The organism is Zhihengliuella sp. (genome assembly GCF_031178195.1).
Classification (GTDB): domain Bacteria; phylum Actinomycetota; class Actinomycetes; order Actinomycetales; family Micrococcaceae; genus Zhihengliuella.
Genome location: NZ_JAPSJL010000001.1, coordinates 343736 through 369391, shown reverse-complemented (window position 1 = coordinate 369391; position 25656 = coordinate 343736). Strand labels below are relative to the sequence as shown.

At 71.2% G+C, this 25656-nt stretch carries 20 protein-coding genes; 7 read left to right on the top strand and 13 right to left on the bottom strand.

The genetic code is table 11. The features are described from left to right. Window positions 1–7 precede the first annotated feature (7 nt). Window positions 8–1465 carry an extracellular solute-binding protein gene (locus tag RIN46_RS01590; protein WP_309080542.1) on the bottom strand — a complete coding sequence of 486 codons (1458 nt, stop codon included), beginning with the start codon at window positions 1463–1465 and terminating at the stop codon, window positions 8–10. Window positions 1466–1779: 314 nt separating this feature from the next. Between RIN46_RS01590 and RIN46_RS01585 the strand changes: the two genes are divergently transcribed. Beyond that, complete coding sequence (locus RIN46_RS01585; RefSeq protein ID WP_309080543.1) at window positions 1780–2967, top strand: zinc-dependent alcohol dehydrogenase; 1188 nt, start codon at window positions 1780–1782, stop codon at window positions 2965–2967. Window positions 2968–3198: 231 nt separating this feature from the next. Here RIN46_RS01585 and purL read toward each other — a convergent pair whose 3' ends face one another. The 3 genes from purL to purS are packed head-to-tail and all read right to left on the bottom strand — an operon-like array spanning window position 3199 to window position 6517. After that, window positions 3199–5517, bottom strand: a complete 2319-nt coding sequence (purL, locus tag RIN46_RS01580; RefSeq protein WP_309080544.1) for a phosphoribosylformylglycinamidine synthase subunit PurL — start codon at window positions 5515–5517, stop codon at window positions 3199–3201. Beyond that, window positions 5514–6263 (bottom strand): phosphoribosylformylglycinamidine synthase subunit PurQ, encoded by a 750-nt coding sequence (purQ, locus tag RIN46_RS01575; RefSeq protein ID WP_309080545.1) that lies wholly within the window; start codon window positions 6261–6263, stop codon window positions 5514–5516. Before purQ ends, purL begins: the two co-directional genes overlap by 4 nt. A 2-nt stretch (window positions 6264–6265) precedes the next feature. After that, window positions 6266–6517 (bottom strand): phosphoribosylformylglycinamidine synthase subunit PurS, encoded by a 252-nt coding sequence (gene purS / locus RIN46_RS01570; RefSeq protein WP_309080546.1) that lies wholly within the window; start codon window positions 6515–6517, stop codon window positions 6266–6268. A gap of 277 nt (window positions 6518–6794) precedes the next feature. Between purS and RIN46_RS01565 the strand changes: the two genes are divergently transcribed. After that, on the top strand, window positions 6795–7214 hold the full coding sequence (locus RIN46_RS01565; RefSeq protein ID WP_309080547.1) for a YchJ family metal-binding protein: 420 nt from the start codon (window positions 6795–6797) through the stop codon (window positions 7212–7214). A gap of 111 nt (window positions 7215–7325) precedes the next feature. Here RIN46_RS01565 and RIN46_RS01560 read toward each other — a convergent pair whose 3' ends face one another. The 4 genes from RIN46_RS01560 to RIN46_RS01545 are packed head-to-tail and all read right to left on the bottom strand — an operon-like array spanning window position 7326 to window position 11960. Then, the gene (locus RIN46_RS01560) at window positions 7326–8897 is read right to left on the bottom strand and encodes a Na+/H+ antiporter (protein WP_309080548.1); all 1572 of its coding nucleotides are present in this window, start codon (window positions 8895–8897) and stop codon (window positions 7326–7328) included. 54 nt (window positions 8898–8951) lie between these two features. Continuing rightward, window positions 8952–9962, bottom strand: a complete 1011-nt coding sequence (locus RIN46_RS01555) for an ArsA family ATPase (protein WP_309080549.1) — start codon at window positions 9960–9962, stop codon at window positions 8952–8954. A 29-nt stretch (window positions 9963–9991) separates the two neighbouring features. Further along, on the bottom strand, window positions 9992–10246 hold the full coding sequence (locus tag RIN46_RS01550; RefSeq protein WP_309080550.1) for a cory-CC-star protein: 255 nt from the start codon (window positions 10244–10246) through the stop codon (window positions 9992–9994). Window positions 10247–10259: 13 nt separating this feature from the next. After that, on the bottom strand, window positions 10260–11960 hold the full coding sequence (locus RIN46_RS01545) for a carbon starvation protein A (protein WP_309080551.1): 1701 nt from the start codon (window positions 11958–11960) through the stop codon (window positions 10260–10262). A 337-nt stretch (window positions 11961–12297) separates the two neighbouring features. Here RIN46_RS01545 and RIN46_RS01540 point away from each other — a divergent pair, with 337 nt between their 5' ends. Then, complete coding sequence (locus RIN46_RS01540; protein WP_309080552.1) at window positions 12298–12867, top strand: hypothetical protein; 570 nt, start codon at window positions 12298–12300, stop codon at window positions 12865–12867. A gap of 6 nt (window positions 12868–12873) precedes the next feature. Here the strand turns inward: RIN46_RS01540 and RIN46_RS01535 are convergent, their stop codons facing one another. Together RIN46_RS01535 and RIN46_RS01530 are read right to left on the bottom strand one after the other, a co-directional pair. Beyond that, a complete protein-coding gene (locus tag RIN46_RS01535) occupies window positions 12874–13740 on the bottom strand; it encodes a 3-methyladenine DNA glycosylase (protein WP_309080553.1) in 867 nt (288 codons plus the stop codon). Window positions 13741–13778: 38 nt separating this feature from the next. Further along, on the bottom strand, window positions 13779–14549 hold the full coding sequence (locus RIN46_RS01530) for an aminoglycoside 3'-phosphotransferase (RefSeq protein ID WP_309080554.1): 771 nt from the start codon (window positions 14547–14549) through the stop codon (window positions 13779–13781). A 106-nt stretch (window positions 14550–14655) separates the two neighbouring features. Here RIN46_RS01530 and RIN46_RS01525 point away from each other — a divergent pair, with 106 nt between their 5' ends. Continuing rightward, window positions 14656–16305 carry an alkaline phosphatase D family protein gene (locus RIN46_RS01525; protein ID WP_309080555.1) on the top strand — a complete coding sequence of 550 codons (1650 nt, stop codon included), beginning with the start codon at window positions 14656–14658 and terminating at the stop codon, window positions 16303–16305. Between the two features lie 398 nt (window positions 16306–16703). Here RIN46_RS01525 and RIN46_RS01520 read toward each other — a convergent pair whose 3' ends face one another. Then, window positions 16704–17990, bottom strand: a complete 1287-nt coding sequence (locus RIN46_RS01520) for an aspartate kinase (protein ID WP_309080556.1) — start codon at window positions 17988–17990, stop codon at window positions 16704–16706. Window positions 17991–18409: 419 nt separating this feature from the next. Between RIN46_RS01520 and RIN46_RS01515 the strand changes: the two genes are divergently transcribed. The 3 genes from RIN46_RS01515 to RIN46_RS01505 are packed head-to-tail and all read left to right on the top strand — an operon-like array spanning window position 18410 to window position 21182. Next, complete coding sequence (locus RIN46_RS01515) at window positions 18410–19375, top strand: ABC transporter ATP-binding protein (protein ID WP_375141859.1); 966 nt, start codon at window positions 18410–18412, stop codon at window positions 19373–19375. Beyond that, entirely contained in the window at window positions 19372–20559 is a 1188-nt protein-coding gene (locus RIN46_RS01510; RefSeq protein WP_309080558.1) for an ABC transporter permease subunit, read from the top strand. The genes RIN46_RS01515 and RIN46_RS01510 overlap by 4 nt, the downstream gene beginning before the upstream one ends. 14 nt (window positions 20560–20573) lie before the next feature. Continuing rightward, window positions 20574–21182: a DinB family protein gene (locus RIN46_RS01505; protein ID WP_309080559.1), complete on the top strand. Its 609-nt coding sequence runs from the start codon at window positions 20574–20576 to the stop codon at window positions 21180–21182. 12 nt (window positions 21183–21194) lie between these two features. Here the strand turns inward: RIN46_RS01505 and recR are convergent, their stop codons facing one another. Further along, window positions 21195–21794, bottom strand: coding sequence for a recombination mediator RecR (recR, locus tag RIN46_RS01500; protein WP_309080560.1), 600 nt, complete (start codon window positions 21792–21794; stop codon window positions 21195–21197). 36 nt (window positions 21795–21830) lie between these two features. After that, the gene (locus RIN46_RS01495) at window positions 21831–25625 is read right to left on the bottom strand and encodes a DNA polymerase III subunit gamma and tau (protein WP_309080561.1); all 3795 of its coding nucleotides are present in this window, start codon (window positions 25623–25625) and stop codon (window positions 21831–21833) included. Window positions 25626–25656: the final 31 nt, after the last annotated feature.

The window sequence follows — 25656 nt, the reverse complement described above, 5'->3', positions numbered from 1 at the left end:
TCGTCGACTAGCCTTCGGATCCGGCCTCGCTGTCGTCCCACTCGGCCCAGGCCTTGTCCAGAGCGGCCTGCGCCTCCTCCTGGGCCGCTGCCATGGAGTCCTGGGGCGTCTGCTCGCCGGTAAGGACACGGTTCACCCCGTCGAGCCACGCCTGCTCGAATTCCGCGTCGGCCGGCGTCGCTGGCTGGGAGAAGGAGCTCTCGTTGGCGGTGTAGGAGGCATCGACGGCTTCGGCCCACGGGCCGGTCAGGGCCTCCGAGGTCTCGACGTAGGTGCTGCGGATCTCTTCGTCCGCCTCCCGGTTGCCCGTGAAGAGGCCGGTGAACGGCTTGCCTTCCTCCTCGCGTGCGGAGGCGCGCGCCTCGGCGGCTTGCATCCAGGTGTCGGTCTTCGTCATCGCGGCGAGGAAGCGGCAGGCGGCGGCCGGATTGCTGCCGCCGCTTGGGATGGCCCACGCGGAACCGGTGGCGTAGCTGAGCGGCTCGCCCTCCTTGTCCTTGAAGGTCGTGAAGGCCATCGGTGCCTCGGGGGAGACGTCGTTGAGGATATTGACGTACCACTGCTCCATGGGCATCGCGCCGAGGGTGTTGGAGGCGAACTGGTTCCCGGCGCCGAAGAAGTCGGCGGAGTCGCGGAATGCCTTGACGTCGCCGAAGCCGCCCTGGGCCTCATAGATGCCGACCGCGAACTCGAGCGCCTCGATCACCTTCGGGTCGTCCAGCTGCGCCGTGCGGCCGTCCTCCGAGATCAGATCCGCGCCGTTGGCCTTGGCCCAGAGAGGCAGGAATTCCGGCAGCTTCGAGTCGAACCCGATGACCGTCAGTCCGCCGTTCTCCGAGCGCGAGAGCTTCTCGTTCGCGGCGGCGACGGCTTCCCAGTCGGAACCGTCGACGTCGCCCGTGGTCAGTCCCTCCTGCTTCAGGAGGTCGTCGTTGGCCATGACGATCTGCACCTGGTTGAACTCGGGCAGTCCGTAGAGGCTGTCGTTGAAGGTGGCCTGCTCGATGGCCGGTTCGCGGAAGTCGCCGACCTCGACGCCTTCGGCCTCCAGGCAGGTGTCGAGCGGCAGAATGGCGTTGCGGGACGCGAACGTTCCGAGCTGGTTGCGGTTCGCGTAGATGAGGTCGGGCGCCTCGCCGGAGGCGATGGAGGAGAGGAACTGCTGGACGTCCAACTCCCCTTCGACGACGTTGACCTCTGCTCCCTCGACGGCCTCGATGGCGACGTCGGTACGCGTCCGAGCGATTTCGTCCGCGTCCGGATTGAAGCCCATGATGGTGAGCTCACCCTGCATCTCCGCGTCCGTCTCGAAGGAAGGTCCTTCGGCAGGCTCGTCTGGCTGCGAACCAGTGGCGCATCCGCTCATTCCGAGCGCGACGACGGCCACGACGGCCGGTGCGAGCAGGCGTCGTCTGTGGCTCGGGGCCACGACAGTGTGCCGGTCGGATCCGAAGAACGTCTTCATGGGAGCTCCCTCAACTCGGGCCCCGCGCGGAGTCCGTGAAGAAAACAGGCTCCGACAGGGCAAGATCCTCGAGACTTCACACCGTCCCCCAACCTCGGTGACGGGCATGTGCGCTCAACATAACCTCAACCCCGGGACTTGTCCACCGACTCGGGAAATGACCGTGGTGTCTTTCCGTTCGCTGGCAATTCGCTGAAGCCCACGGCTTTGCGGTGGCCCTCGTGTTTGACTGAAGACGCCCGGCACCGGACGTCCGGTCGGCCGGCTGGAGACGACCATAGGATCGACGACCATCGAGACCCCGGGGAGCGACGATGAGAGCACTGACCTGGCAGGGCAAGCGGAGTATCGGCTACGGGGAGGTGCCGGACCCGCGCATCCAGCAGCCAACCGACGTCGTCATCAGAGTGACCTCCACGGCAATCTGCGGCTCCGACCTCCACCTCTACGAACTGCTCGGCCCCTACCTGGAGGCGGGCGACGTTCTGGGGCACGAGGCCATGGGCATCGTCGACGAGGTCGGGAGCGAAGTCCTATCACTGCGGCCCGGCGACCGCGTCGTCGTGCCTTTCAACGTCGCGTGCGGCGAGTGCTGGATGTGCCGGCGCGGGCTGCAGTCCCAGTGCGAGACCACGCAGGTCGCAGCCAAGGGCAGTGGAGCGGCGATCTACGGCTACTCCGCGCTCTACGGGAGCGTCCCCGGCGGCCAGGCCGAGTATCTGCGCGTCCCGTACGGCGACTACTCCTGCGTGAAGGTGGGCAGCGACCTGCCGGACCACCGGTACCTCTTCCTCTCCGACATCCTGCCGACCGCCTGGCAGGGCGTCGAGTACGCGGCCGTGCCCGACGGCGGGACGCTCGCCGTGTTCGGGCTGGGCCCCGTCGGCCAGCTCGCGGCGCGGATCGGCCGGCACCGCGGCTACCGCGTCATCGGCATCGACCCCGTGCCGGAGCGTCGGGCCATGGCCGAGCGCCACGGTGTCGAGGTCCTGGAGCTGGACCAGCACGTCCCCTCCCGTCTCCGGGACATGACCGGCCGCGGGCCTGACGGCGTCGTCGATGCCGTGGGCATGGAGGCCCACGGCACGGGACTCCTCGGCGACGGGCCGGCATCGTTCCTCCAGCAGGCCACGGGCCTGCTGCCGGACAAGGCCGCCCAGAAGGTCATGGAGACCGCCGCCGTCGACCGGACATCGGTGCTGCACGCCGCCATCGACGCCGTCCGCCGCGGCGGAACGGTCTCCCTCAGCGGCGTCTACAGCGGGCAGGCGACCCCGATGCCGATGCTGAAGCTGTTCGACAAGCAGATCCAGCTGCGCATGGGCCAGTGCAACGTCCGCGCCTGGACGGACCGGCTGCTGCCCCTCACCGAGGACCCGGCGGATCCGCTGGGCCTGGACGATCTGGTGACGCACCGGGCGCCGCTCGCCGAGGGGCCGGGCCTGTATTCGACCTTCCAGAAGAAAGAGGACGGGTGCGTGAAGGTGGTCCTGACGCCGTAGTGGAGCGCGCCGGAGCGGAACCCGCTCAGTCGACCGGCTCGGGGCGCGAACCGCTGCGGAAGCCCTGGTCCCTCCGGCTGGACGTTGCTCACGCCGTTCGCCCGGCCCCCGCCCACCCGTCGGCGATCGAGGCGGGCCATGGCCTGATCGCCGCCGGGCACAGCACGACGGCGGCGCCGCCACCCTCCGCTGGAAGGTGACGGCGCCGCCGTCGTACGGGATGTCGGGTGTCTAGCCGAAGTACTTCGGCAGGGTTCCCTCGTGCGCCTCGCGCAGCTCGTCGATCGTGGCCGTGAACTGGCCCTGGACCTCGAGTGCTCCGGACTCGGCATCGACGACGCCGAGTCGGGTCACGGCGTAGCCGCGCGCGCCGACCATGTCGTTGAAGCGGACCTCCTCGGAGCGCGGGACTGCGACGACCGCGCGGGCCTGCGACTCGGAGAACAGCGCGGTGAACGCGTCGATCCCGTCGCGCTCGCACAGGTCGTCCAGTGCCACGCGGGCACCGACGCCGTAGCGCAGCACCATCTCGTTCAACGCCGCCGCGAGGCCGCCCTCGGAGAGATCGTGGGCTGCGTCGATCATGCCATCGCGGGACGCGTTGATCAGCAGCTCGCCGAGCAGACGTTCCTTGGCGAGGTCCACCTTCGGCGGCAGGCCGCCGAGGTGGCCCCGGAGGTTCGCGAACTCGGAGCCGTCCAGCTCGTCGTAGGTCTCGCCGAGCAGGTAGATCGCCTGCCCGTCGGCGTCCGGGCGCCAGCCCGACGGCGTGCGGCGGGCGACGTCGTCGAACTTGCCGAGCGTGGCGACCACGGGGGTCGGGTGGATGGCCTTGTCGCCGGTCTGGTTGTAGAGCGAGACGTTGCCGCCGGTGACCGGGACGCCCAGCTCCATGCACGCGTCCGAGAGGCCGCGGATGCCCTCGGCCAGCTGCCACATGACGTCCGAGTCCTCGGGGGAGCCGTAGTTCAGGCAGTCCGAGACGGCCGCGGGAACGGCACCGGACGTGGCGACGTTGCGGTAGGACTCGGCCAGGGCGAGCTGCGCGCCGGCGTACGGGTCCAGATAGGTGTAGCGCCCGTTGGCGTCCGTGGCGATGGCGACGCCGAGGCCGCTCTCCTCGTCGACGCGGACCACGCCCGCGTCGTCGGGGGAGGAAAGGGCCGTGTTGCCGCCGACGTAGCGGTCGTACTGGTCGGTGATCCAGTTCTTGCTGCACATGTTCGGGCTGGCGATCAGCTCGAGCACCGCGGCCTTCAGCTCGTCACCGGTGGACGGCAGGATCGCCGCGTTCACCGAGCCGCGGAACGTGTCCGCCTGGAGGGCGTCCTGCCACTCCGGGCGGGCGTACGGGCGGTCGTAGACCGGTCCGTCGTGCGCGACCGTCTTGGGATCGACATCGACGATGACCTCGCCGTTCCAGGTGATGATCAGGCGGTCGTCGTCGGTGACCTCGCCGAGCCAGGAGTACTCGACGTTCCACTTGGCCATGACGGCCTCGAACGCGGCGACGTTCTCCGGCGTCACGACCGCCATCATGCGTTCCTGCGACTCGGACATGAGGATCTCGCCCGGGGTCAGAGTGGGGTCGCGCAGCAGCACGTCGGTCAGCTCGACGCGCATGCCGCCCTCGCCGTTGGAGGCGAGCTCGGAGGTGGCGCAGGAGATGCCGGCGGCACCGAGGTCCTGGATGCCCTCGACGAGAGAGTTCTTGAACAGCTCGAGGCAGCACTCGATGAGCACCTTCTCGGCGAACGGGTCGCCGACCTGGACGGCGGGGCGCTTCGACGGCTTCGTGTCGTCGAACGACTCGGAGGCGAGCACCGACGCGCCGCCGATGCCGTCGCCGCCCGTGCGCGCCCCGAACAGGACCACCTTGTTGCCGACGCCGGAGGCGTTGGCCAGACGGAGGTCCTCGTGGCGCAGGGTGCCGACGGCGAGGGCGTTGACCAGCGGGTTGCCCTGGTAGATCGGGTCGAAGACGGTCTCACCGCCGATGTTCGGCAGGCCGAGGGAGTTGCCGTAGCCGCCGATGCCGGAGACGACGCCGTGCACCACGCGCTGCGAGTCGGGGTGGTCGATGGCACCGAAGCGCAGCGGGTCCATCACGGCCACCGGGCGGGCGCCCATGGAGATGATGTCGCGGACGATGCCGCCGATGCCGGTCGCCGCCCCCTGGTACGGCTCCACGAACGACGGCGAGTTGTGGGACTCGATCTTGAAGGTGACGGCCCAGCCGTCGCCCAGGTCGGTGACGCCGGCGTTCTCGCCGATGCCGACCATGAGGTCCTTCTTCATCTCCTCCGTGACCTTCTGCCCGAACTGGCGCAGGTGGTTCTTGGTGGACTTGTAGGAGCAGTGCTCGCTCCACATCACCGAGTACATCGCCAGCTCGGCGGCGGTGGGGCGACGGCCGAGGATCTTGACGATCTCCTCGAACTCGTTCTGCTTCAGGCCGAGCTCGGCCCAGGGCAGCTCCACGTCGGGGGACGCGGCCGCGTTGTCGACCGTGTCGATGTTGAATTCCTTCTCGGCGACTTCGGCGCTCACTTGGTTCCTCCAACAAGCTGGGTCAGGACGGAGGTGAAGAAGCCCAGACCGTCGGTTCCGGTGTGGTCGGGGCCGTAGCCCGCCTCGACGGCGTGCTCGGGGTGCGGCATGAGTCCGACGACGTTGCCCGCCGCGTTGGAGATGCCGGCGATGTCGCGGCGCGAGCCGTTCGGGTTCCAGCCGACGTAGCGGAACACCACGCGGCCCTCGGCCTCGAGCTCGTCCAGGACCTTCTCGTCGGCGACGTACTGACCGTCCTGGTTCTTCAGCGGGATGCTGATCTCCTGGCCGGCCGCGAACTGGTTGGTCCACGCGGTCGTGTTGTTCTCGACCCGCAGGATCTGGTCGCGGCAGATGAACTTCAGGTGGTCGTTCTTCACCATCGAGCCCGGGAGGAGGTGTGCCTCGGTGAGGATCTGGAAGCCGTTGCAGATGCCGAGCACGGGCAGCTTCGCGTCCGAGTTCGCCGCGTCGATGATGCGGTCCATCATCGGGGCGAAGCGGGCGATGGCGCCGGCGCGCAGGTAGTCGCCGTAGGAGAAGCCGCCCGGGATGACGACGGCGTCGACACCCTGCAGATCCTCGTCGGCATGCCAGAGAGCCACGGCCTCGCCGCCGGCCATCCGCACACCGCGTGCGGCGTCCCGGTCGTCCAGGGTGCCGGGGAAGGTCACGACGCCGATGCGGGCGCCGGAGAGTTCGGTGGTCGGCGTCGAGTAGTCGCCGATCAGGGGGAGGTCCGTCATCGTTAGTCCTCAACCACCTGCACGTTGACGACGTCCTCGATGACCGGGTTCGACAGGAGCGTCTCGGCGGCCTCGCGGGCCTGGGCCAGGACCGCCTCGGTCACCTCGCCGTCGACGGCGAGCTCGAAGCGCTTGCCCTGGCGGACGCCGGAGAAGGCGTCGAAACCGAGGCGGGGGAGGGCGCCCACGATCGCCTTGCCCTGGGGGTCCAGGATCTCGGGCTTGGGCATGACATCAACAACGATCCGGGGCATCCGGTGCTACTCCTGTGCGCGAGGGGATGGGCGCCCGCGGAAGGGGTGCCGTCTCACGCCGAGGGGCGCTCCGCGAGCTTGCGCCACCAGTCTACCGGGCCGCAGACTCGGCCAGGCCCACGGGTGACGGGCGGCACTCACGCGGTTCCCATCAGCTCGTCGTAGGTGGTGAGACCGTCCAGTGCCTTCCTCGCGCGCTCCACCTCGACAGGGGAGCGGCACCGCCCTCCACGGGAACGGAGCCCGACCTCGTCGTCCGGCCGCCTAAGCTGGAGGCATGCCCGCCACCATCGACCCGTCCCAGCGCTGCCCGTGCGGCACGGGCGACAGCTACGGCGACTGCTGCGCCCGCTTCCACTCCGGCGGCACCGCGCCCACCGCCGAGGCGCTCATGCGCTCGCGCTACTCGGCCTACGCCCTCCTCGACCGCGACCCCGGCCGGCTCGCCCGCTACCTCCACCGCACGTGGGACCGGACCGAACGCCCGCCGCTGGCCGGCCTGATGGAGCCGGGCCCTGCGTGGGGGAGCCTGACCATCGTGAGCACGACGGCGGGCGGACCGTTCGACGACGTCGGCACCGTCGAGTTCGTCGCCCAGTTCCGCGACGACTCCGGCGCCCGGCACCGGATGCACGAGGTCAGCCGCTTCCGTCGGGAGGACGGCCGCTGGCTCTACGTGACGGGCGACGTCGGCTGATCCGCCGAGTGGACCGGCGGGTCCGGCGGAGTCTCGCCCGCGCCTGAGGGTTGGGGATGCCCGGCGCGACCGGCTGCGCCCGACCCGCCCGACGAGTCCGCCTGGCCCGGCCTACCGATCCAGCGTGACCGTGCGGAGGTCCAGCCGGCGGAGCACGACGTCGGCTGCCTCCGGGTCCGTGCCAGGGGCCTTCCGCGCGGCGAGCACCTCCCGTCGGGCGACATTCAACGCCTGCCGCTGGACCTCGTCCATCACCGAGAGCGTCTGGCGGAGCGCACGCATCTTCTCGGGGTCGTCCTCGACGTCGCTCTCCAGCAGCGTGTGCAGCGATTCCATGCGCTTGGCCAGCACGGTCCGCCGCTCGGGAGGCAGCTTCTGCGCCGCCGTCGAGTGCCGCACCGCCTTCAGTGCCGCCTGCTGGGCGCGTCGGGCCAAGGCCCGCTCCTGCCGCTCGATCTCGGCGTGGTCGTCCGGCAGTGCGAGCCGCCGCATCAGCCAGGGCAGCGTCAGGCCCGGGCCCACGAGCGTCACCAGGAGCACCGCGCAGGCGGCCGCGATGACGAAGTTGCGTTCCGGCAGGGGATTCCCGGCCTCGGTCGTCGCCGGCAGCGCGAGGGCCAGGGCCAGCGTTGCCAGCCCGCGCATACCGCACCAGGTCAGGACCAGCACCTCCTTCAGCGACCCGGGGACCTTGCTCCGGCGCTCGGTGCCGCCGAGCCGGAGGATCGCCATCATCCAGAGCAGGCGCACCAGCAGCACCGCCGCGCAGACCACCGCGATGCCGGGGACGAAGCCGAGCAGGTCCGCGCCCTCGCCCTGGATCACATAGCGCATCTCGATGCCCACCAGGCCGAACGCGACGCCTGTGGTGAGGAGTTCGACGACGTCCCAGAACGCGGCGCGGGTCAGCCGTTCCTCGGAGTCCTGCGGCCGGGCGCGCCGGCCGAGCTCGAGGGCGGTGACGACGACGGCGACGACGCCCGAGCAGTGCGCCTCCTCGGCGAGCAGGTAGACGGCGTACGGGGCCACGAGCGTCGTCGCGGAGCGGGCGATCAGGTTGGGCACGAACCGGTTGAGCGTCCCCACGAGCCAGGCCATGCCGAGCCCGAGCAGCACCGCGCCGGCCGCCCCCAGCAGGAACGCGGGCACGATGCCCCAGCCGACCTCGCCGCCGCTGACCGCCGCAGCGACGGCGGCCTGGAAGATGACGATCGCGATGGCGTCGTTGAACAGGCCCTCGGTCTGCAGGGTCGAGACGAGCCGCCGCGGCATGCTCACCTTGCTGGCCACGGACTCGACGGCCACGGGGTCCGGCGGGGCGACGACCGCGCCGAGGGCGATCGCGGCCGGGACGCCCAGGGCGGGGACCAGCCACCAGGCCAGACCGGCCACGACCGCGACGGTGACGGCCACGAGCAGCACAGCGAGCAGTACCAGGCTGCGCCAACGGAACCGGAAGACGGACCACGAGCTGCGCTGGGCCGCCGCGAACAGCAGCGGCGGCAGGAACAGGGGCAGGATCAGCTCCGGATCGATCCGCAGCTCGGGGATGAACGGCAGGAAGGCCACGCCCGCTGAGAACAGCAGCATCAGCACCGGGTAGGGCAGCCGGATGCGCTCGCCGAGCCCGACCACGAGCACGGTCCCGAACAGCAGTCCCACCAGCAGGATCAAGAACTCCATGCTCTGAAACTACTTCACGCGCGGGACGGGCGGCCGGCCTCAGCCCTCCACGCCTCAGTTCTCGACGAGGTCCGGCAGGCTCCACAGGCCATCGAGACCGCGGAGCTCGTCGGGTGCGAGCCGGATGTTGAGCACGGGCGGGTCGGGCACGGCCTGTCGCAGCTCGGCGACGTAGCGCTCCTCCGCCTTGCGGCGCCGCGCCAGGAACTCCCCGGCGTCCCCTGGTGACCGCTTGTTGATCACCAGGGCCCGCACGCCGATGCCCTGGGCCCGGAGCTGTTCGTGGAACTCGATGGTCTCCGCCACCGGCAGCCGCTCGGCGGCGAGGACCAGCACGAAGGCGCACCGGTCCCGGTCCGCCAACAGCCCCCGCAGGCGGGCGAACCGGTCCCGCCGGCGCGTCAGCACGGACCGGATCCTGGCGTCCCGGTTGTCCTCCGCCTGCCGTTTCCCGCCGAGCCCCACGACGGCCTCGCCGAACCTCTCGCTGGCCTCGCGTCGGCGCAGCAGCCCGTCCGTCCACGCGGTCATGAGGTCGGGCAGGGCCATCAGCCGGGCCGTGTGCCCGGACGGAGCGGTGTCGAAGACGACGACGTCGTAGCCGTCCGTGTCCGTGAGCTCCTCGGTGAGCTCGGCGATCCGCTCGAGCACGGAGGCCTCGTGCGTGCCGGGCGCGTCGGCCGCGAGCCGGAGGTACTTGTCGACCTCCCGGTGCAGGTGCTCGGGCATCATCGCGCGGATGGTCGCGCCGACCTCTTTCAGGTGTCCTGCCGTGGCCGCTGCCGGGTCGATCTCGAGGGCGTCCAGCCGGCCGCCGGCCGCCGTGGTCGCGAGCGTCGACGGCGTGTCCTTCAGCCGACGCTCGAAGAGGTGGCCGAGGTTGTGCGCCGGGTCGGTGGACACGAGCAGGACCCGCTCCCCGGCGTCGGCGAGTGCGACGGCGGTGGCTGCCGCCGTCGTCGTCTTCCCGACGCCCCCCTTGCCCGAGAAGAAGACGACGCGGGCTCCCGCGGCCAGCCCGCGCAGGGCCTCCGCCGCCGGCGCGGCGTTGTTCGCGGTGGTCATCTGGTCCTCTCGTGGTCCGGGTGGGGCGGTCAGCAGCAGGAGATCGAGTCCAGCGGCGAGCGGTCCATCCCCATCCGCCGGTGCCAGTCGTGGAATCGGTCGAACATCACGGGCAGCAGCTCCAGCGTGTAGTAGCTGGCGGGGTTCGGGACGCCGAGCGCCTCGGAGAGGACCAGCATCATGAACAGGTCCTCCTCGTCGCGCTGGGCCCGCGCGAGCGTGCGCCGGTAGGGCGCCATGTAGAACTCGCGCAGGCCCGCGGCGAAGGCGGACAGTCGGCCCATGCTGCTCGGCCCGCTACCTGCCGGCGAGGGCGTCGGCGTCCTCGTCGGCGTCGTCCAGGTCGGCCGGCTCGCGGCGGGCCCGGCCCATGGCGGTGATGGCCTCCACGATCACCCAGACGGCGGCGACGAGGATGATGATGTCCAGTCCCAGCAGCAACCAGTTCTGTGCCTGGTAGAAGTCGACCATCTGGACCAGCAGCGCGATCACCGTCATGACCAGCACGAAGGTCAGCGGGATCAGCGCCGGGAGGACGGGGCGGCGACGCTTGAGCAGCATCACCGCCACGATCGACAGGGTCAGGCCGGCCAGCAGCTGGTTGGTGGTGCCGAACAGCGGCCAGATCAGCATGCCGCCGGAGCCGTCCGCGCCGGCGCTGAAGGTCAGCGCGACGGTCACGGCCACGGCGATCAGGGTGGCGAGCACGGGGCGGACCCGCACCCCGGCGATCTGGCCGACCTCCTGCACCACGAACCGCTGCAAGCGGACGCCGGTGTCCATGGTGGTGGCCGCGAAGAGCACGGCCATGGTCGCCAGGATGGTGGCCGAGAGCGACTCGGGGATGCCGAGGCCCTGGTTGACGATCGCGCCGCCGCCGTTCACGAAGGCACCCACGCCGCCCTCGCCGAACGCGGAGTAGATCTCCTCCCACTCGGCGACCGTCTGGAAGCCGGCGGACACGGCGATGATCGTGCCGAGGGCCAGTAGACCCTCACCGACGGCGCCGAAGTACCCCACGAACCGGGCGTCGGTCTCGCGGTCCAGCTGCTTCGACGTCGTGCCGGAGGCCACGATCCCGTGGAAACCGGAGATGGCGCCGCACGCGATGGTGACGAACAGCAGCGGCACGAGCGACGGCGTGCCCTCCGGGACGTTGGTGTTGAAGGCGGGGGCCACCATGGTGGGGCCGGAGATGATGATCGCCCCGTAGAGGATCGCCAGCGCGATGAACAGCTGCAGGCCGTTGATGTAGTCGCGCGGCTGGAGCAGCATCCACACGGGCAGCATGGAGGCGATCGCCGCGTACACGAACAGGACGATGATCCAGAAGGCGTTGGCGTTCAGACCCATGATGACGTCCGGCAGGACCACCGGGAACGCATCACCGAGCAGGATCAGGCCGTAGAGCGCGAGCACGCCGACGATCGAGACGACCGGCAGGCTCCACTTGAGCTTGTAGATGGCCTGGCCGATGAGCAGCGCGACGACGATCGCGCCCCAGGCGGGGATGACCGCCGTCGGCGTGGAGACCAGCAGGTTGGAGATGACGACGGCGAACGCCGCGTTGACCATCAGCAGCACCAGGAAGATGACCACCAGGAAGAGATTGCGGCCGCGGGCGCCGATGTAGCGGCCGGAGAGGGTGCCGATGGACTGGCCGCGGTTGCGGTTCGAGGCCCAGAGGGCGCCGAGGTCGTGCATGCCGGCGAAGAAGACCGTGCCGAGCGTGACCCAGAGGAGGGCCGGCAGCCAGCCCCAGATGACGGCGATGGCCGGACCGACGATGGGTGCGGCGCCCGCGACGGACGTGAAGTGGTGGCCCCAGAGGACGTACTTGTTGGTCGGCACGTAGTCGACGCCGTCCTCGTAGCGGTGGGCCGGCGTCCGGTAGCCGGGATCGAGGGCGAAGACCTTTTTGCTGAGGTACTTCGAGTACAGCAGGTAGCCCGCAATGACGATTGCGATGCCGATGAGTGCGAGGAGGATGGAACTCATGGCGGACCTCTTTCTGACGGGTGGTGCCGGGGCCCGGGGCGGCGTCGTCGGCGCTCCGCCGGGCGCGGCTTCGGTGATGCTTGAGCACAGCCTAGATCGTCGGTGCGCCGAGTCACAGCGTCGGGGTCGCGCCTGTGACTTTCGAACCGTTCCCCGGAAAGCCAGCTCAGCGCCCGGTTCGGCCGGTGGGTGACGACGGTCCACCGGCGTTGGCACGGGCCTGTCGCCGGCCGCGGGCGGCCGCTAGGCTCGGCCGGAAGCGGCGCGGCCGCGAGACGGCTGCCGCAGCCGAGCGACCGACGGCCGCGGCGGGGATTCGATCGGAGGGGGAGAGACCATGGCGCGGACACAGTCGGGGGCAATGGCGCGTGCGGTGACGCTGCTGGGGACGCTACTGGGGACGACGGCGCTCCTGGCCGGCTGCTCTGGGCAGGCGGAGCAGTCTGGCATGGCTCCGCCGGAGCCTGCGGAGGCGACGTCCAGTGCACCGGAGCCGCGGGAGACCGCCTCGGCGACCGGGACCTCGGCCGGGGAGGCGGACGAGGCGGAGCGCCTCTTCGCGGTCCTGGAGGCCGAAGGCGGGGAACTCCTGGGAGGGATCGCCGGCGCCGGAGGCGGCGGTGGGGGCGAGGTCCGGACACGGGTGCAGTTGCCGCCGCAGGAGGAGCAGAGCACCGTGCTGACCGGGCGGGTCGTCTGCCTGCCCGCGGGCGTCGAGCTGACGCTGACGGTGAATGGATCGGCGACCGACATCGAATGCGCCGGGGAGGATACGATCCAGTACTTCGCGATCGAGGAGCGGACCGTGCGCGACGATGGGTACCTCCAGATCACGGCCGATACCGGCGACCGCGGGGAGGACTTCCTCTGGGCCGCGGCCGTCGAGATCGAGGGAGCTCCGAGCTAGCGGCCGCTAGGCGGAGGGCAGCGCCTCGGCGACCTGCAGCAGCCGGGCCCGCAGCACGTCCGCCCGCTCCGCGAACTGGCGCTGGAGCTCCACGTACCGGGCCTTGCCCTCGGGCGTCTCGATCCGGATGGGCTCGTAGCCCCAGTCGGAGAGGTCGTACGGGGACGCCTGCATGTCCATGGTCCGGATGTCCCACGCCAGTTCGAAGCAGTCCATGACCAGTTCGCTCGGCACGGCGGGCGTGAGCTTGTAGGCCCACTTGTAGAGATCCATGTTGGCGTGCAGGCAGCCCGGCTGCTCGAGGTTTCGTTGCGTCTCGCGGGTTGGCTGCAGCTCGTTCAGGGGCGCCGCCTCCGGGGTGTAGAACCGGAACGCATCGAAGTGCGTGCACCGGATCCGGTGCTCCTCCACCACCCGGTCGGTTCCGGACGCGCCGAGCCGCAGGGGCAGGTACTCGTGCCGGATCCCGTTGCTCTCCGACTTGTACGCCATCGCCCACTCGTGCAGGCCGAAGCATGCGAAGTTCCCCGGCCGGCTGGCCGTCCCGGCGAGGATGATCCGCGCGAACCGGATCGCCTCCGCCCGAGCGGCGCCGAAGGCCTCCTGATCCAGTCCGACGCCGCCGTCGTGCTCCGTGTAGAACTTCCAGTCACGCCGTTCCGCGGCGGCTTCACCGTCCAATACGACGCCGGCGCCCGGGTGCCAGCGCTGCAGCTGGCCGGGCTTCTGGGTGTAGTAGGTGAAGAGGAAGTCCTCGACCGGGTGCCTGCGCTGACTTCTCCGGCGCTCCACGAACGGCGCGGCGAATCGCTCCACGCGCTCGCGGTGGGCGAGGGCGCGCGGCAGCCACGCGGATTCGGGGAGGGAGGTCATCCCTGCCATTCTAGGAGCCGCGCGAACGGGCCGCGCCCTCAGGTGGCGTCCCAGAGAGCCCGGTAGAACTCGATCCGCTCCGCGTCCGGCGTGATCCCGTAGGCCTCGTAGACGTGGTGCTCGAACCCGGGGCCGTAGTTCCACTCGGTGCTCCACGCGGCGACGGCCAGGTCGGCCCAGCGGTCGCCGACCCCAAGCGACCCGAGGTCCACGTGCGCGGACCAGGCGCCGTCGTCGTCCAGGAGGGTGTTGGGCGCGCAGGCGTCGCCGTGGCAGACCACCAGCCGGTCGATGCTCGGGGCCTCTGCCGCCAGGGCGCGGCCGAGGGCAGCGTCCCCGGCGCGCGCGAGCCGCGAGCCGAGCGACCAGTCGAAGGGGCAGCCGTCCACGGGCAGGGCGTCGTGCAGGGCCCTCAGCCCGGTGCCGATGGCCCGCGCGGCTTGCTCCGGCTGCGCGATCCAGCGCGGCGAGACCGCCGATTCCCCGGGCACCTCGGCGGTGACGAGGAGGTGCGAGCCGTCGTTGTGCCGGGCCGTGTGGAGCGGGCGGGGGACCGGCGTGAAGTCCGCCGCCCAGATGAGGCGCTCTGCCTCGGCCCGTAGATCGAGGCCCGCGGCGACCGGCGACCATTTGGCGAACTCGGTGCCGCCGGAGGGCAGGACCAGCTTGAAGGTGAGGCCGCCGAGCTCGTTCCGCCAGACGGGCAGCACGCGGTCAGGTCCGACGCCGCGGCCGGCGGCGTACTCCACGACGGGCGCCGGCACCTCGACGTCGGCCCCGGGCGCGGCGGCAAGCGGGCGGAAGGGCATCGGGCTCCTCAGTCGGGTTGCTCAAGCGTACTGCCGCACCGGATCGTCAGACCGTGGCCATGGCGGGTTCACCGCCGCGTTGTCCGGGTGTTCCACACTCGGAGGCATGCCTGAGATCTCACGACGCTCCCTGGTCCTCGGTACGCTCGCGGCCGGAGGCGCCGGTCTGGCCGCCGCCGTGACCGCCCCGCCCGCGACGGCCGGCGGACTGTTGCGCACCGCTTCGCCCGGCCTGGTCCGGCAGCGGCTGACGCTCCCGTCCGGCATCCAGTTCGGCGACGCCGGGACGGACTCGGCGGTGCTCTGGTCGCGCGCGTCGGGGCGGGGGCGGCTCGTCGCCACCCTCCGGACGGTCGACGCCGACGGCCGGGTCCTGCGCGGCAAGGGCGCCTTCGCGCGGACGCTGCGCAGCGGCTGGGCCACGGAGGACTCCGATTACACCGCCAAGATCGCCGCCCCCCAGCTGCCCTCCGGCAGTCGCTTCGCCGTGACCATGGCGTTCGAGGACGAACACGGGAACCTCGGCGAGTCCCGTGAGGGGAGCTTCTCGACGGCACCCGGCCCGAACGCCGTCGGACGGGGCCCGGGGCGGGGCCGCGGAGAGGTCCCGCGCGGGCAGAGCTTCGTCTGGACCGGCGACACCGCCGGCCAGGGATGGGGCATCAACGAGGAGATCGGCGGCATGTTCGCGTACTCGGCGATGCGCGCGGTGAAGCCGGACTTCTTCGTCCACTCGGGCGACACCATCTACGCCGACGGACCGATCGCGGAGACGGTCGAGGAGCCGGACGGGCAGATCTGGCGGAACCTGGTCACGCCGGAGGTCGCCAAGGTCGCCGAGACCCTCGACGAGTACCGCGGCCGCCACCGCTACAACCTGATGGACGCCAACGTCCGCGCGTTCTATTCCGAGGTTCCGGTCATCGCGCAGTGGGACGACCACGAGACCACCAACAACTGGTGGCACGGCGAGGTCCTCGAGGACGAGCGGTACACGGTGCGCGACGTCGACACCCTGGCTGCCCGCGGCCGTCGCGCCTGGCAGGAGTACCAGCCACTCGCGGATCCGCGGGCCATGCGGCGCGGGACCGGGTTCGAGCCGGCGCGCATCTACCGCAAGATCGAACGCGGGCCGCAGCTGGACCTCTTCTCGCTGGACATGCGCACCTTCAAGGGGCAGAACACCGACGGAATGGAACCCCACGCCACGCCGATCCTCGGCGAGGAGCAGCTGCAGTGGCTGATCAAGGAGGTCCGCCGCTCCCAGGCCACGTGGAAGGTGATCCTCTCCGACCTGCCGCTGGGGATCGTCGTGCCCGACGGCGACGCCCAGGAGTCCATCTCCAACGCGGACGACGGCGCCCCGCTGGGCCGGGAGCTGGAGCTCGCCCGGCTGCTGAAGGCCTTCAAGGATGCCGGCGTGAAGAACATCGTCTGGCTCACCGCCGATGTCCACTACTGCGCCGCCCACCACTACTCGCCGGAGCGTGCCGCGTTCACCGACTTCGAACCGTTCTGGGAGTTCGTGGCGGGGCCCATCAACGCGGGCTCGTTCGGGCCCAACAAGATGGACGGCACCTTCGGCCCGGAGGTCGCCTTCGCGAAGGCAGGGGAGCGGGCCAACCAATCCCCGCGCGACGGGAAGAGCCAGTTCTTCGGCCACGTCGAGCTCGACGAGGCTGATCAGTTCACCGTGACCCTCCGCAACGCGCTCGGGGAGGCCGTCTTCTCGAAGACGCTGGCGCCCGAGCGCTGACCGGCGCGGGTGGCGAGGCCGCGAGATGCCAATCCAGCACCGTTCTCGGGGGAAACTGGTGCTGGGGCGGCATCTCGCGGCATCGAGCGTGCTGGGGCGGCATCTCGCGCCCGCGCCGGGGGAGCGACCCGGACGCGGCAACGCATCGACGTCGCACTCCGACATCCGATTCACGCGAAGGGGCTGTCAGACCGCGACGTCGATGCGTCCGGCGTGCATGACTGCGACGTCGAGCCATCGGGCCTGCACGATGGCGACGCCGATGGAGGGACGGGCGGGCCAACGCCGGTTCTGCGTCGACTCGTCCGGAATCTGTCACGGCTCCGCCGAGGGGCGCCGCCCGTGCTGGCCTGCCATGTGGCGGCCAGGCACGGGCGGCCCCACGGAGGGCGCCGGAACTAGCGGCCGGTGCCGCCGTAGACCGTCGCCTCGACGTCCGCGTCCAAGCCGAAGGCCCCGTGCACGGCGCGGACGGCCTCGTCCAGCTTGTCGGCGTGGGTGACCACGGAGATGCGGATCTCGGACGTGGAGATCATGTCCACGTTGACGCCGGCCTCGTGGAGGGCCTGGAAGAACTTGTAGGAGACGCCCGGGTTGGAGCGCATGCCGGCGCCGATCAGCGAGAGCTTGCCGATCTGGTCGTCGTACTCGATCGCCTCGAAGCCGATCTCGTTCATCGCGGCGCGGAGCGCGTCCAGCGCGTCCTTGCCCTCGACCACGGGCAGGGTGAAGGAGATGTCCGTCTTCTCCTTGCCGGCCGTGGAGACGTTCTGGACGATCATGTCGATGTTCGCGTGCGCACCCGCGATGACACCGAAGATCTGAGCCGCCTTGCCGGGGATGTCCGGCACACCCACCACGGTGACCTTCGCCTCGGAGCGGTCGTGGGCAACGCCGGAGATGATGGGCTGTTCCAAGGGCTCTCCCTCTTGAATCTTGATCTGGTCGTCGGGGCTGGGCATGACCCAGGTGCCCTCGTTCGGGCTGAAGGAGGACCGCACGTGCAGCGGCACTCCGAACCGTCGCGCGTACTCCACGCAACGCAGGTGCAGGATCTTCGCGCCGGACGCGGCCATCTCCAGCATCTCCTCGCTGGAGATCCGGTCGATCTTCTGCGCCGAGGCCACGATGCGCGGATCCGCCGTGTAGACGCCGTCGACGTCCGTGTAGATCTCGCAGACGTCCGCGTTCAGCGCCGCCGCGAGCGCGACCGCCGTCGTGTCCGAGCCGCCGCGGCCCATGGTGGTGATGTCGTTGCTGGTCCGGCTCATGCCCTGGAAGCCCGCGACGATCGAGACGTACCCGCGGTCCACGGCCTGGCGCACGCGCTCCGGCGACACGTCGATGATGCGGGCCTTACCGTGCACGGAGTCGGTGATCATGCCGGCCTGGCTGCCCGTGAAGGACACGGCCCGCTCGCCCATGCCGTCGATCGTCATGGCCAGCAGCGCCATGGAGATGCGCTCGCCGGCGGAGAGGAGCATGTCCATCTCGCGCGCCGGAGCCTCCGTGGTCAGCTGGCCCGCCAGGTCGAGCAGCTCGTCGGTGGTGTCGCCCATCGCGGAGACCACCACGACGACGTCGTGCCCGGCCGCCTTCGTGTCGATAATCCGGCGGGCCACCCGTTTGATGCCCTCGGCATCGGACACGGACGATCCGCCGAACTTCTGCACAATGAGGCTCATGCCGTAGCACTCTCCTGAAGGGGTCTCCCGGTGTCGTCACCGGCTGGTGGTGGGCTGCCGCGACTCCGCCCCGCCGGGCGGCGCCGGGCCGCGGGTGGGCCGTGGATGCTGCCGATCAGTGTATCGAGCGCCCGGACGGCCGCCCGTTTTCGTGAACCGGGCGGGTCATATTCCCGCACCGGATGAGTCCCCCCGCCGCAAACTCATCCCGTGGGAGGTGTCCGGCCACGGGATGAGTTTTCTAGGCTTGAGGCCGGGGCGGCCGTGGGGCCGCGAGCGAGGAGGATTCCGTGACAGGGGCACCGAGGGAGCCGCAGGGCGCCGGGAGCGACGACGGAACCGTCGACGCCGGGAACGACGTCAGGAACGACGTCGGGAACGACGCCGGAGTCAGCGGTGCGGCGCGGCAGGGCGGCGGCATCGTCGCCACCGGGCTCGCGCGCGCCTTCGGCCCGGTGAAGGCCGTCAAGGACATCCATTTCACGGCCGCGCCGGGCGAGGTCACGGCGTTTATCGGACCCAACGGCTCCGGCAAGACCACGCTGCTGCTGATGCTGGCGTCCCTGCTCCGGCCGGACGCCGGGACCATCCGGATCGGGGGGCTCGACGTCGTCGAGCACCCGCGGGACGTGCGCGCCCGGATCGGCTGGATGCCGGACACGCTCGGCGTGTGGGAGGCGCTGACGGCCCGGGAGATCCTGGTGGCCGTCGGCCGGCTCTACGGCATGACCAAGGAACGGGCCTGCGAGCGTGCGGACGAGCTGCTCGACATGGTCAAGCTCACGCCGCTGGCGAAGCAGCCGGCGCGCGTCCTCTCCCGCGGCCAGCAGCAGCGCCTCTCGCTGGCGCGCGCACTGATGAACGACCCCGCCGTCCTGCTCCTCGACGAGCCCGCCTCCGGTCTGGACCCGGGAGCCCGGATCGAGCTGCGGAACCTCCTGCGGAAGTTCGCGGCGGAGGGGCGCACCGTCGTCGTCAGCTCGCACGTGCTGTCGGAGCTGGACGAGATCGCCGACCGGGCGGTCTTCGTCGCCGACGGCCAGACCGTGCGGGACCAGTCCGTGCACGACGTCGAGGAGCAGCTGCGCGGCTACACGATCCGCGGGCTGGACCAGGAGCACCTCCTGCGGACCCTCTCCGACCTGGGCGTCCTGTTCACCGTTCCCGCGGGGCAGCGCCGGCCCGAGGCGCTGGTGGAGGCCTCCAGCGAGCTCCAGGCGGCGCAGCTGCTGCGCGAGCTGATCGACGCGGGGGTCGCGGTCTCCGCCTTCGCCCCCAGCGTCGGGGCCCTCGAGGAGACCTACATGAGCTCGGTCTACGCGGCCGAGGTGCACCGAATGACGAGTGCCCATCGCGAGGGCAGGAACCCGGAGGCCGGCCAGTGAGTGACGAGAAGGCAGCGAGCCTGGGCTACCTGAGCGGGATCAGGACGGTCGTCGAGCTGGAGCTCAGGCAGCGGGTACGGTCCAAGTCCTGGTTCATCATGCTGGTGGTCTGGTTCCTGGTGATCCTCGCCGTCACCGCGCTGGCGGCCTATTCGGCGTCGCCACTGGTGCTCGGCACGGCCGAGGCAGAGCAGGTCGGCCAGATGATGTTCGAGCTGGTCATCTCCTTCGTCCTGCTCTTCGGGCTGCTGGTCGCCCCGGCACTGAGCGCCAACACGATCACGGGGGACCGCGCCGGCGGCACCCTGGCGATCCTGCAGAACACCCTGCTCACACCCGGGCAGCTGCTCTGGGGCAAGTGGCTCGCCTCCTGGATCGCGGCGCTCGCGTTCCTCATCGTCACCCTGCCGATGCTCGCCTGGGCCATGTCCTACGGGGACGTGTACCTGCCCGCGGTCCCCCTGTTCGTGCTGATGTGCGCCGTCGAGCTCGGGGTGGCCTGCGCCATCGGCGTCGGCATCTCGGCCCGTTCCACGCGCCCCCTGTTCGCCGTCGTCGGCACCTATCTGGTGGTGGCGCTGCTGGGCCTGGGCACGCTCATCGGGTTCGGACTGAGCCTGAGCATGACGCAGGAGACCGTCACCGACTACGAGGTGGTCAACCCCCAGGACCCGTACGCCAACGTCGAGATGGACGAGAACGGCGTCCCGCTCGACGAGAACGGCGAGCCGATCGAGGACGAGGAGCGGTTCTGGCGCGAGTTCGACGCCGAGCACGCGGACTTCGTGTACCGGCCGGAGGACGAGATCTGCACCGACAAGCCGATCGAGCGGACCATCCTCCATACCGAGCGCACCGCGTGGATGCTCGCGGCGAACCCCTTCGTCGTGGTCGCGGACGCTGTTCCCACGCAGCCGGCCGCGGCCGGCCAGGACTACGCGCCGGAGGGGCCGCTCGGCGCCGTCCAGGTCGGGGTGCGCATGGCGCAGTACGGGGTCGACGGTCCCGATTGCGTGAATGGCGTCCGGCAGCCGGAGCCCTCCATGAACCCGGGCGAGATGCCGCCGCTGTGGCCGGTGGGGCTGGGCGTGCAGCTGGTGCTCGTGGGTCTCCTCATGGCGGACGGACGACGCCGGCTGGTCACCCCGGCGCGGAAACTCGCCACGGGCACCCGGGTCGCCTGAACTAGGGTGGGAGCATGAGCGGCGAGGGCACGACGACGGAGACCGAGATCCTCAAGCGTTACCTGCGCGAGGCCCACGAGGCCCTGCTCTGGAAGCTGGACGGCCTGAGCGAGTACGACGTGCGCCGGCCCATGACCCAGACCGGCACCAACCTCCTGGGCCTGCTCAAGCACGTGGCCAGTGTGGAGACGGATTACTTCGGGCAGGTGCTCGGCCGGGAGCAGGAGGAGCTTTCGTGGATGGCGGAGGACGCGGAGCCCAACGCGGACATGCACGCCACGGCGGAGGAGAGCCGCGAGTGGGTGGTCGACTTCTACCGGCGGGCCGCCGAGCGGGCTGAGGCGGCCATCGACGAGCTCGGCCTCGACGCGCCGGGGCACGTCCCCTGGTGGGGGCCGGCGTCCCGCGACACGACGGTCCGTCGGCTCGTGGTGCACATGATCGCGGAGATCTCCCGGCACGCCGGCCACGCGGATATCGTGCGCGAGGCCATCGACGGGAGCGCCGGCCTCCTCGAGGGGAACAGCAACCTGCCGCAGACCGGCCAGCAGTGGTGGACGGACTACCGCGACCGGCTGCTGGAGATCGCGGACGGATTCCGGCTGGAGGAGCGGGCGCGCTAGAAGCGCCTGCCGTCAGCTGTTGAGCGTGCGGCGGCCCTCGAAGGCGCGGCCCAGCGTGACCTCGTCCGCGTACTCGAGGTCACCGCCGACGGGCAGACCGGAGGCGAGCCGGGTGACCCGGATGCCGATGGTGCCGAGCAGGCGGCCCAGGTAGGTCGCGGTCGCCTCGCCCTCGAGGTTCGGGTCGGTGGCGATGATGATCTCCTGGATCTTCTCGTCGTTCAGCCGGCTGAGCAGCTCACGGATGTGCAGCTGGTCGGGGCCGACGCCGCCGATCGGATTGATGGAGCCGCCGAGCACGTGATACCGGCCGCGGAAGGAGCGCGTGCGCTCCACGGCCATGACGTCCTTGGACTCCTCCACCACGCACAGCACGGTCTCGTCCCGCTTGGGGTCGCGGCAGATGCTGCACGTCTCCTGCTCGGTCACGTTGAAGCAGATGGAGCAGAACTTCACCTTGTCCTTGACCACGCGGATGGCGTCGGCGAGTCGGTTCATGTCCTCGCGGTCGGCCTCCAGGATATGGAAGGCGATGCGCTGGGCCGACTTGGGTCCGATGCCGGGGAGCCGGCCGAACTCGTCGATCAGTTCTTGGACTGCGCCTTCGTACACGAAACCTCACACTCGGATGCGGCGCCCTAGGGGCGCCTAGTTGACGGGCGTTCCGTCGAGACCGCGTTCTTCGATCAGCCGTCCGTTGAGGATCCGCTCGATCGCGGCCCGGCCGATCAGCGTGGAGTCCTCGATCGCGATGTCGTCGTCGCTGGGCTCGAAGTACTCGGTCCCGTTCGCCGGACTCCCGGCGTAGGACGAGTCTACGACCTGCGCACCCGAAGCCGGTCCGGCGCCCCTGAAGCCTCCGGGCGTTCCCGGGGACGGAGCCCCCGTGCTCGACGCTCCGGGACCCGACATCCCCGGGTTCGAGGATCCGGAGTACGACGGCGTACTGCCCGCCGGGGTGCCGCCCTCGCCGGATCCTCCGAACGGGGCGCCGCCGGTGCCCGGAGTGCCGTCGAGTCCGCTGCCGCGGGAGACCCCGCCCGGGATCGGCGAGCCGCCGTCACCCTGGGCCTGGGCGAGGAGGCGCTGGTAGCGGCTCACCTTCTGGGCGCGCTGCTGGTCCGGTTCCGGGGCGACAGGCTTCTCGCTGGCCTCCGGGCGCATGGTCGGAGGCAGGGCTGAGCCGGCCCACGACGGCGGCGGCGGCGTCGGCCCCTTCGGGGCGGGCGGGATGACTGGTGGCGGCCCGAGGCCACTCGCGGGGGTCTGGCCCTGGGGTTCGCCGGGCTGCGCGCGCTGAGCAGACCGTCCGGCCGCATCCGTCGTGGTGGAGGGGCCGGGCGCGTTGGCCGTGTCTGGTGCATCGGCCCATCCACCGTCGTCGTACGGGTACGGCGGCTCGTCCTCCGCCGGGGGCTCGTCCGGCGGCACCCAGCCATCGGCGGGGTCCCAGCCGCCAGTGGCCGGCGCGGTGTCGTTGCTCTCGGGAGGGACGGGGGCCGAGCCGGCGTGCGGGCGACTGTCCGGATGCTGCGGTGCGGCGGACGCAGGCGACGGAGCGGATGGTGCGGAGGCGGCGGATGACGCCGAGGGTGCGGGTCCTACGGGCTCGGCCTCCGCGGCCGAACCTGCTGACGGTGCTGAAGCAGCCGAGCCTGACGAGGGTTCCGAGGGTGCCGACGCGGTGGCATCTGCCGAAGGTGCCGAAGGGGTGGCATCCGCCGAGAGTGCCGGAGCGGCGGAATCGACCGAAGGTGCCGAAGCGGCGGAAGCTGCCGAGGCTGCCGACGTGGTCGGCCGCGCGGTGTTGGCCGGCACCTCCGTCGAGGCCTGCGGCTCGGACGGCGTGGCGGTGCCGGCAACGGGGCGGGACTCTCCAGTCTCGGCGGGCTGGGTCGCGTCGGCGGGCGGGAACTCCGTCCACTCGGGCGCAGCGGGGCGCTCGTAGTGCTCCTGCAGCTGCGGCTCCGGTCGGAACGGCGGGATGTCCCGGGGAGGGCTGGACTGCGGCCGCGGCGTCGGGGCAGCCGCGCGAGTCGACGCGTTCCCCGTCGGATTCCCTGCGGACGCCGGCTCGGGCCGGCGATCAGCTTTTGGGCCGGAACCACCCGTCGGAACGGACCCTCCCGCAGCGACGTCGATCTCGACCTGGACGCCGAGCACTTGGTTGATGGCCCACTGCAGCAGGGCCCCATTGTCAGGGCGGCTGGTGAAGTGCGCCAGCGCGCCCGGGTTGGCGAACGAGACCGTGAGCATCCGCCCGTCGAAGCCCGACACCGCCGCGTTCTGCTGCAGGTTCATCTGCACGGCGCGGCGCTCGCCGGCCACGACCTTGAGGACCTCCGGCCAGGCGCGGCGGAACATTTCCACGGAGCCGGTCCCGCCGGGCTGGCTGGGGGCGGATTCCGCGGTCGGCTGCTCGCCGGCATCCTGCTGCGAGGATGACGGCTGCTGGGCGGGGTACCCGGGAGCGGACCGTGATTCCGTCGGAGCAGAGGTAGGAGCAGGGGTCCGACCGGACGTGGGATCCGACGTGGGGGCGGACGGCTCCGGGGTCGGAGTCGGCGTCGGAGTCGGCGTCGGAGCCGGTGCCGACTGGCCGGCGGACGCTGCGGGGGCCGGCGTCTGCCGCGGGGGCTCCGGAACGGCCGCCCACGTGCCTCCCCAGTCTGCCGCGGAGCCCTGGGCCGGGCTCGGTGCGGGAGCCGGCGGCGCGGGTTGCTGAGCGGGCTCCGCCGAGGACTGCGGCGATGGCTGGTGTGCGGTCGCATGGTCGGTTCGCGCGTCCGCCGGATGTTCGGCCGGGGCCGCGGGGCGCGGGACTCCGCCCGACGCGGAGGACTCCTGCGGTGCGGGCACGCTCGAGGGGGAGGCCTGTGGGGCCCCGGAGGCGTTGACCTGAGCCGCTGTCTCGGGGGACGCCGGCGGGCCGGAGAGCCCTCCGACGGCCGGGGATCCCTCGGCCGGGGCGGCCGGGGCGGGTACTGCAGCGGCCGAGGTTCCGGCGGCGGGGGCCGCCGCCGCAGGTTCCCCAGCGGACGGTGCCTCAGCGGACGGTGTCCCAACGGGGGGTGTCTCGGCCGCGGGAGCCTCGGCGGGCACGGCGGGCGGCGCCGCGGCGGGGCCGTCCTGGTCCTGCCGCGCCTTGGCCGCGCGCAGCGCCTCGCGCACGGCGGCGGCTCCGCCGTTGCCGTCGATCCCGGCACCGGAGTCGGCGAGGGCGCCTGCGGGCGAACCGGCGTCGTACTGGGCGGGGCCGGAGGCCAGCGGGGCCGCGCCGCCCTGCGTCAGGTGGCGCTCGATGCGGTCGACGCGGGCGACCACTCCGTTCTCGCCGGTGTCCGACGCCGGCAGCAGCAGCCGCGCGCACAGCAGCTCGAGGTGGAGGCGGGGACTGGTGGCGCCCGACATCTCGGTGAGCGCCTGGTTGGTGACGTCGGCGGAGCGGCTGAGCTCCCCCTGGCCGAGCGTGGCGGCCTGCTGGCGCATCCGGTCCAGCTGGTCCTCCGGCACGCCGCGGATGATCTGCGCGGCGCTGTCCGGCATCGCCTTGACGATGATCAGGTCGCGGAACCGCTCCAGCAGGTCGTCCACGAACCGGCGCGGATCGTGCCCGGTCTGCACCACGCGGTCGACGACGCCGAAGACCGTGGCGGCGTCGTTGGCCGCGAGCGCGTCGACGACGTCGTCCAGCAGGGCGGCATGCGTGTAGCCGAGGAGGGAGACGGCGAGCTCGTAGTCCAGCCCGTCGGGGCCGGCACCGGCGATGAGCTGGTCCAACACGGAGAGCGTGTCCCGGACGGAGCCCCCGCCGGCGCGCAGGACGAGCGACAGGACGCCCGGGGCCACCGGGACGCCCTCCTGGGCGCAGAGCCGCTCGAGGTACTCCATGAGGGTCTCCGGCGGCACCAGCCGGAAGGGGTAGTGGTGCGTCCGGGAGCGGATGGTCCCGATGACCTTGTCCGGCTCCGTGGTCGCGAAGATGAACTTGATGTGGGGCGGCGGCTCCTCGACGATCTTGAGCAGCGCGTTGAAACCGGCCGACGTGACCATGTGGGCCTCGTCGATGATGAAGATCTTGAAGCGGTCGCGCGTGGGGGCGAACGTGGCGCGCTCGCGCAGGTCGCGGGCGTCGTCGACGCCGCCGTGGCTGGCCGCATCGATCTCGATGACGTCCAGCGAGCCGGCCCCGCCCGTGGCGAGGTCGATACAGCTGGGGCACTGGCCGCAGGGGTTCGGCGTGGGGCCCTGCTCGCAGTTCAGGCACCGGGCCAGGATGCGGGCGCTGGTGGTCTTGCCGCAGCCGCGCGGACCGGAAAAGAGGTAGGCATGGTTGACGCGGTCCTTCTCGAGGGCCGTCATCAGGGGTGTGGTGACATGCTCCTGCCCGATGACCTCCGCGAAGGTGTCCGGCCGGTATCGGCGATAAAGGGCTGTACTCACGCGTAAAACCCTAGCCCCTCCCGCACGGCCG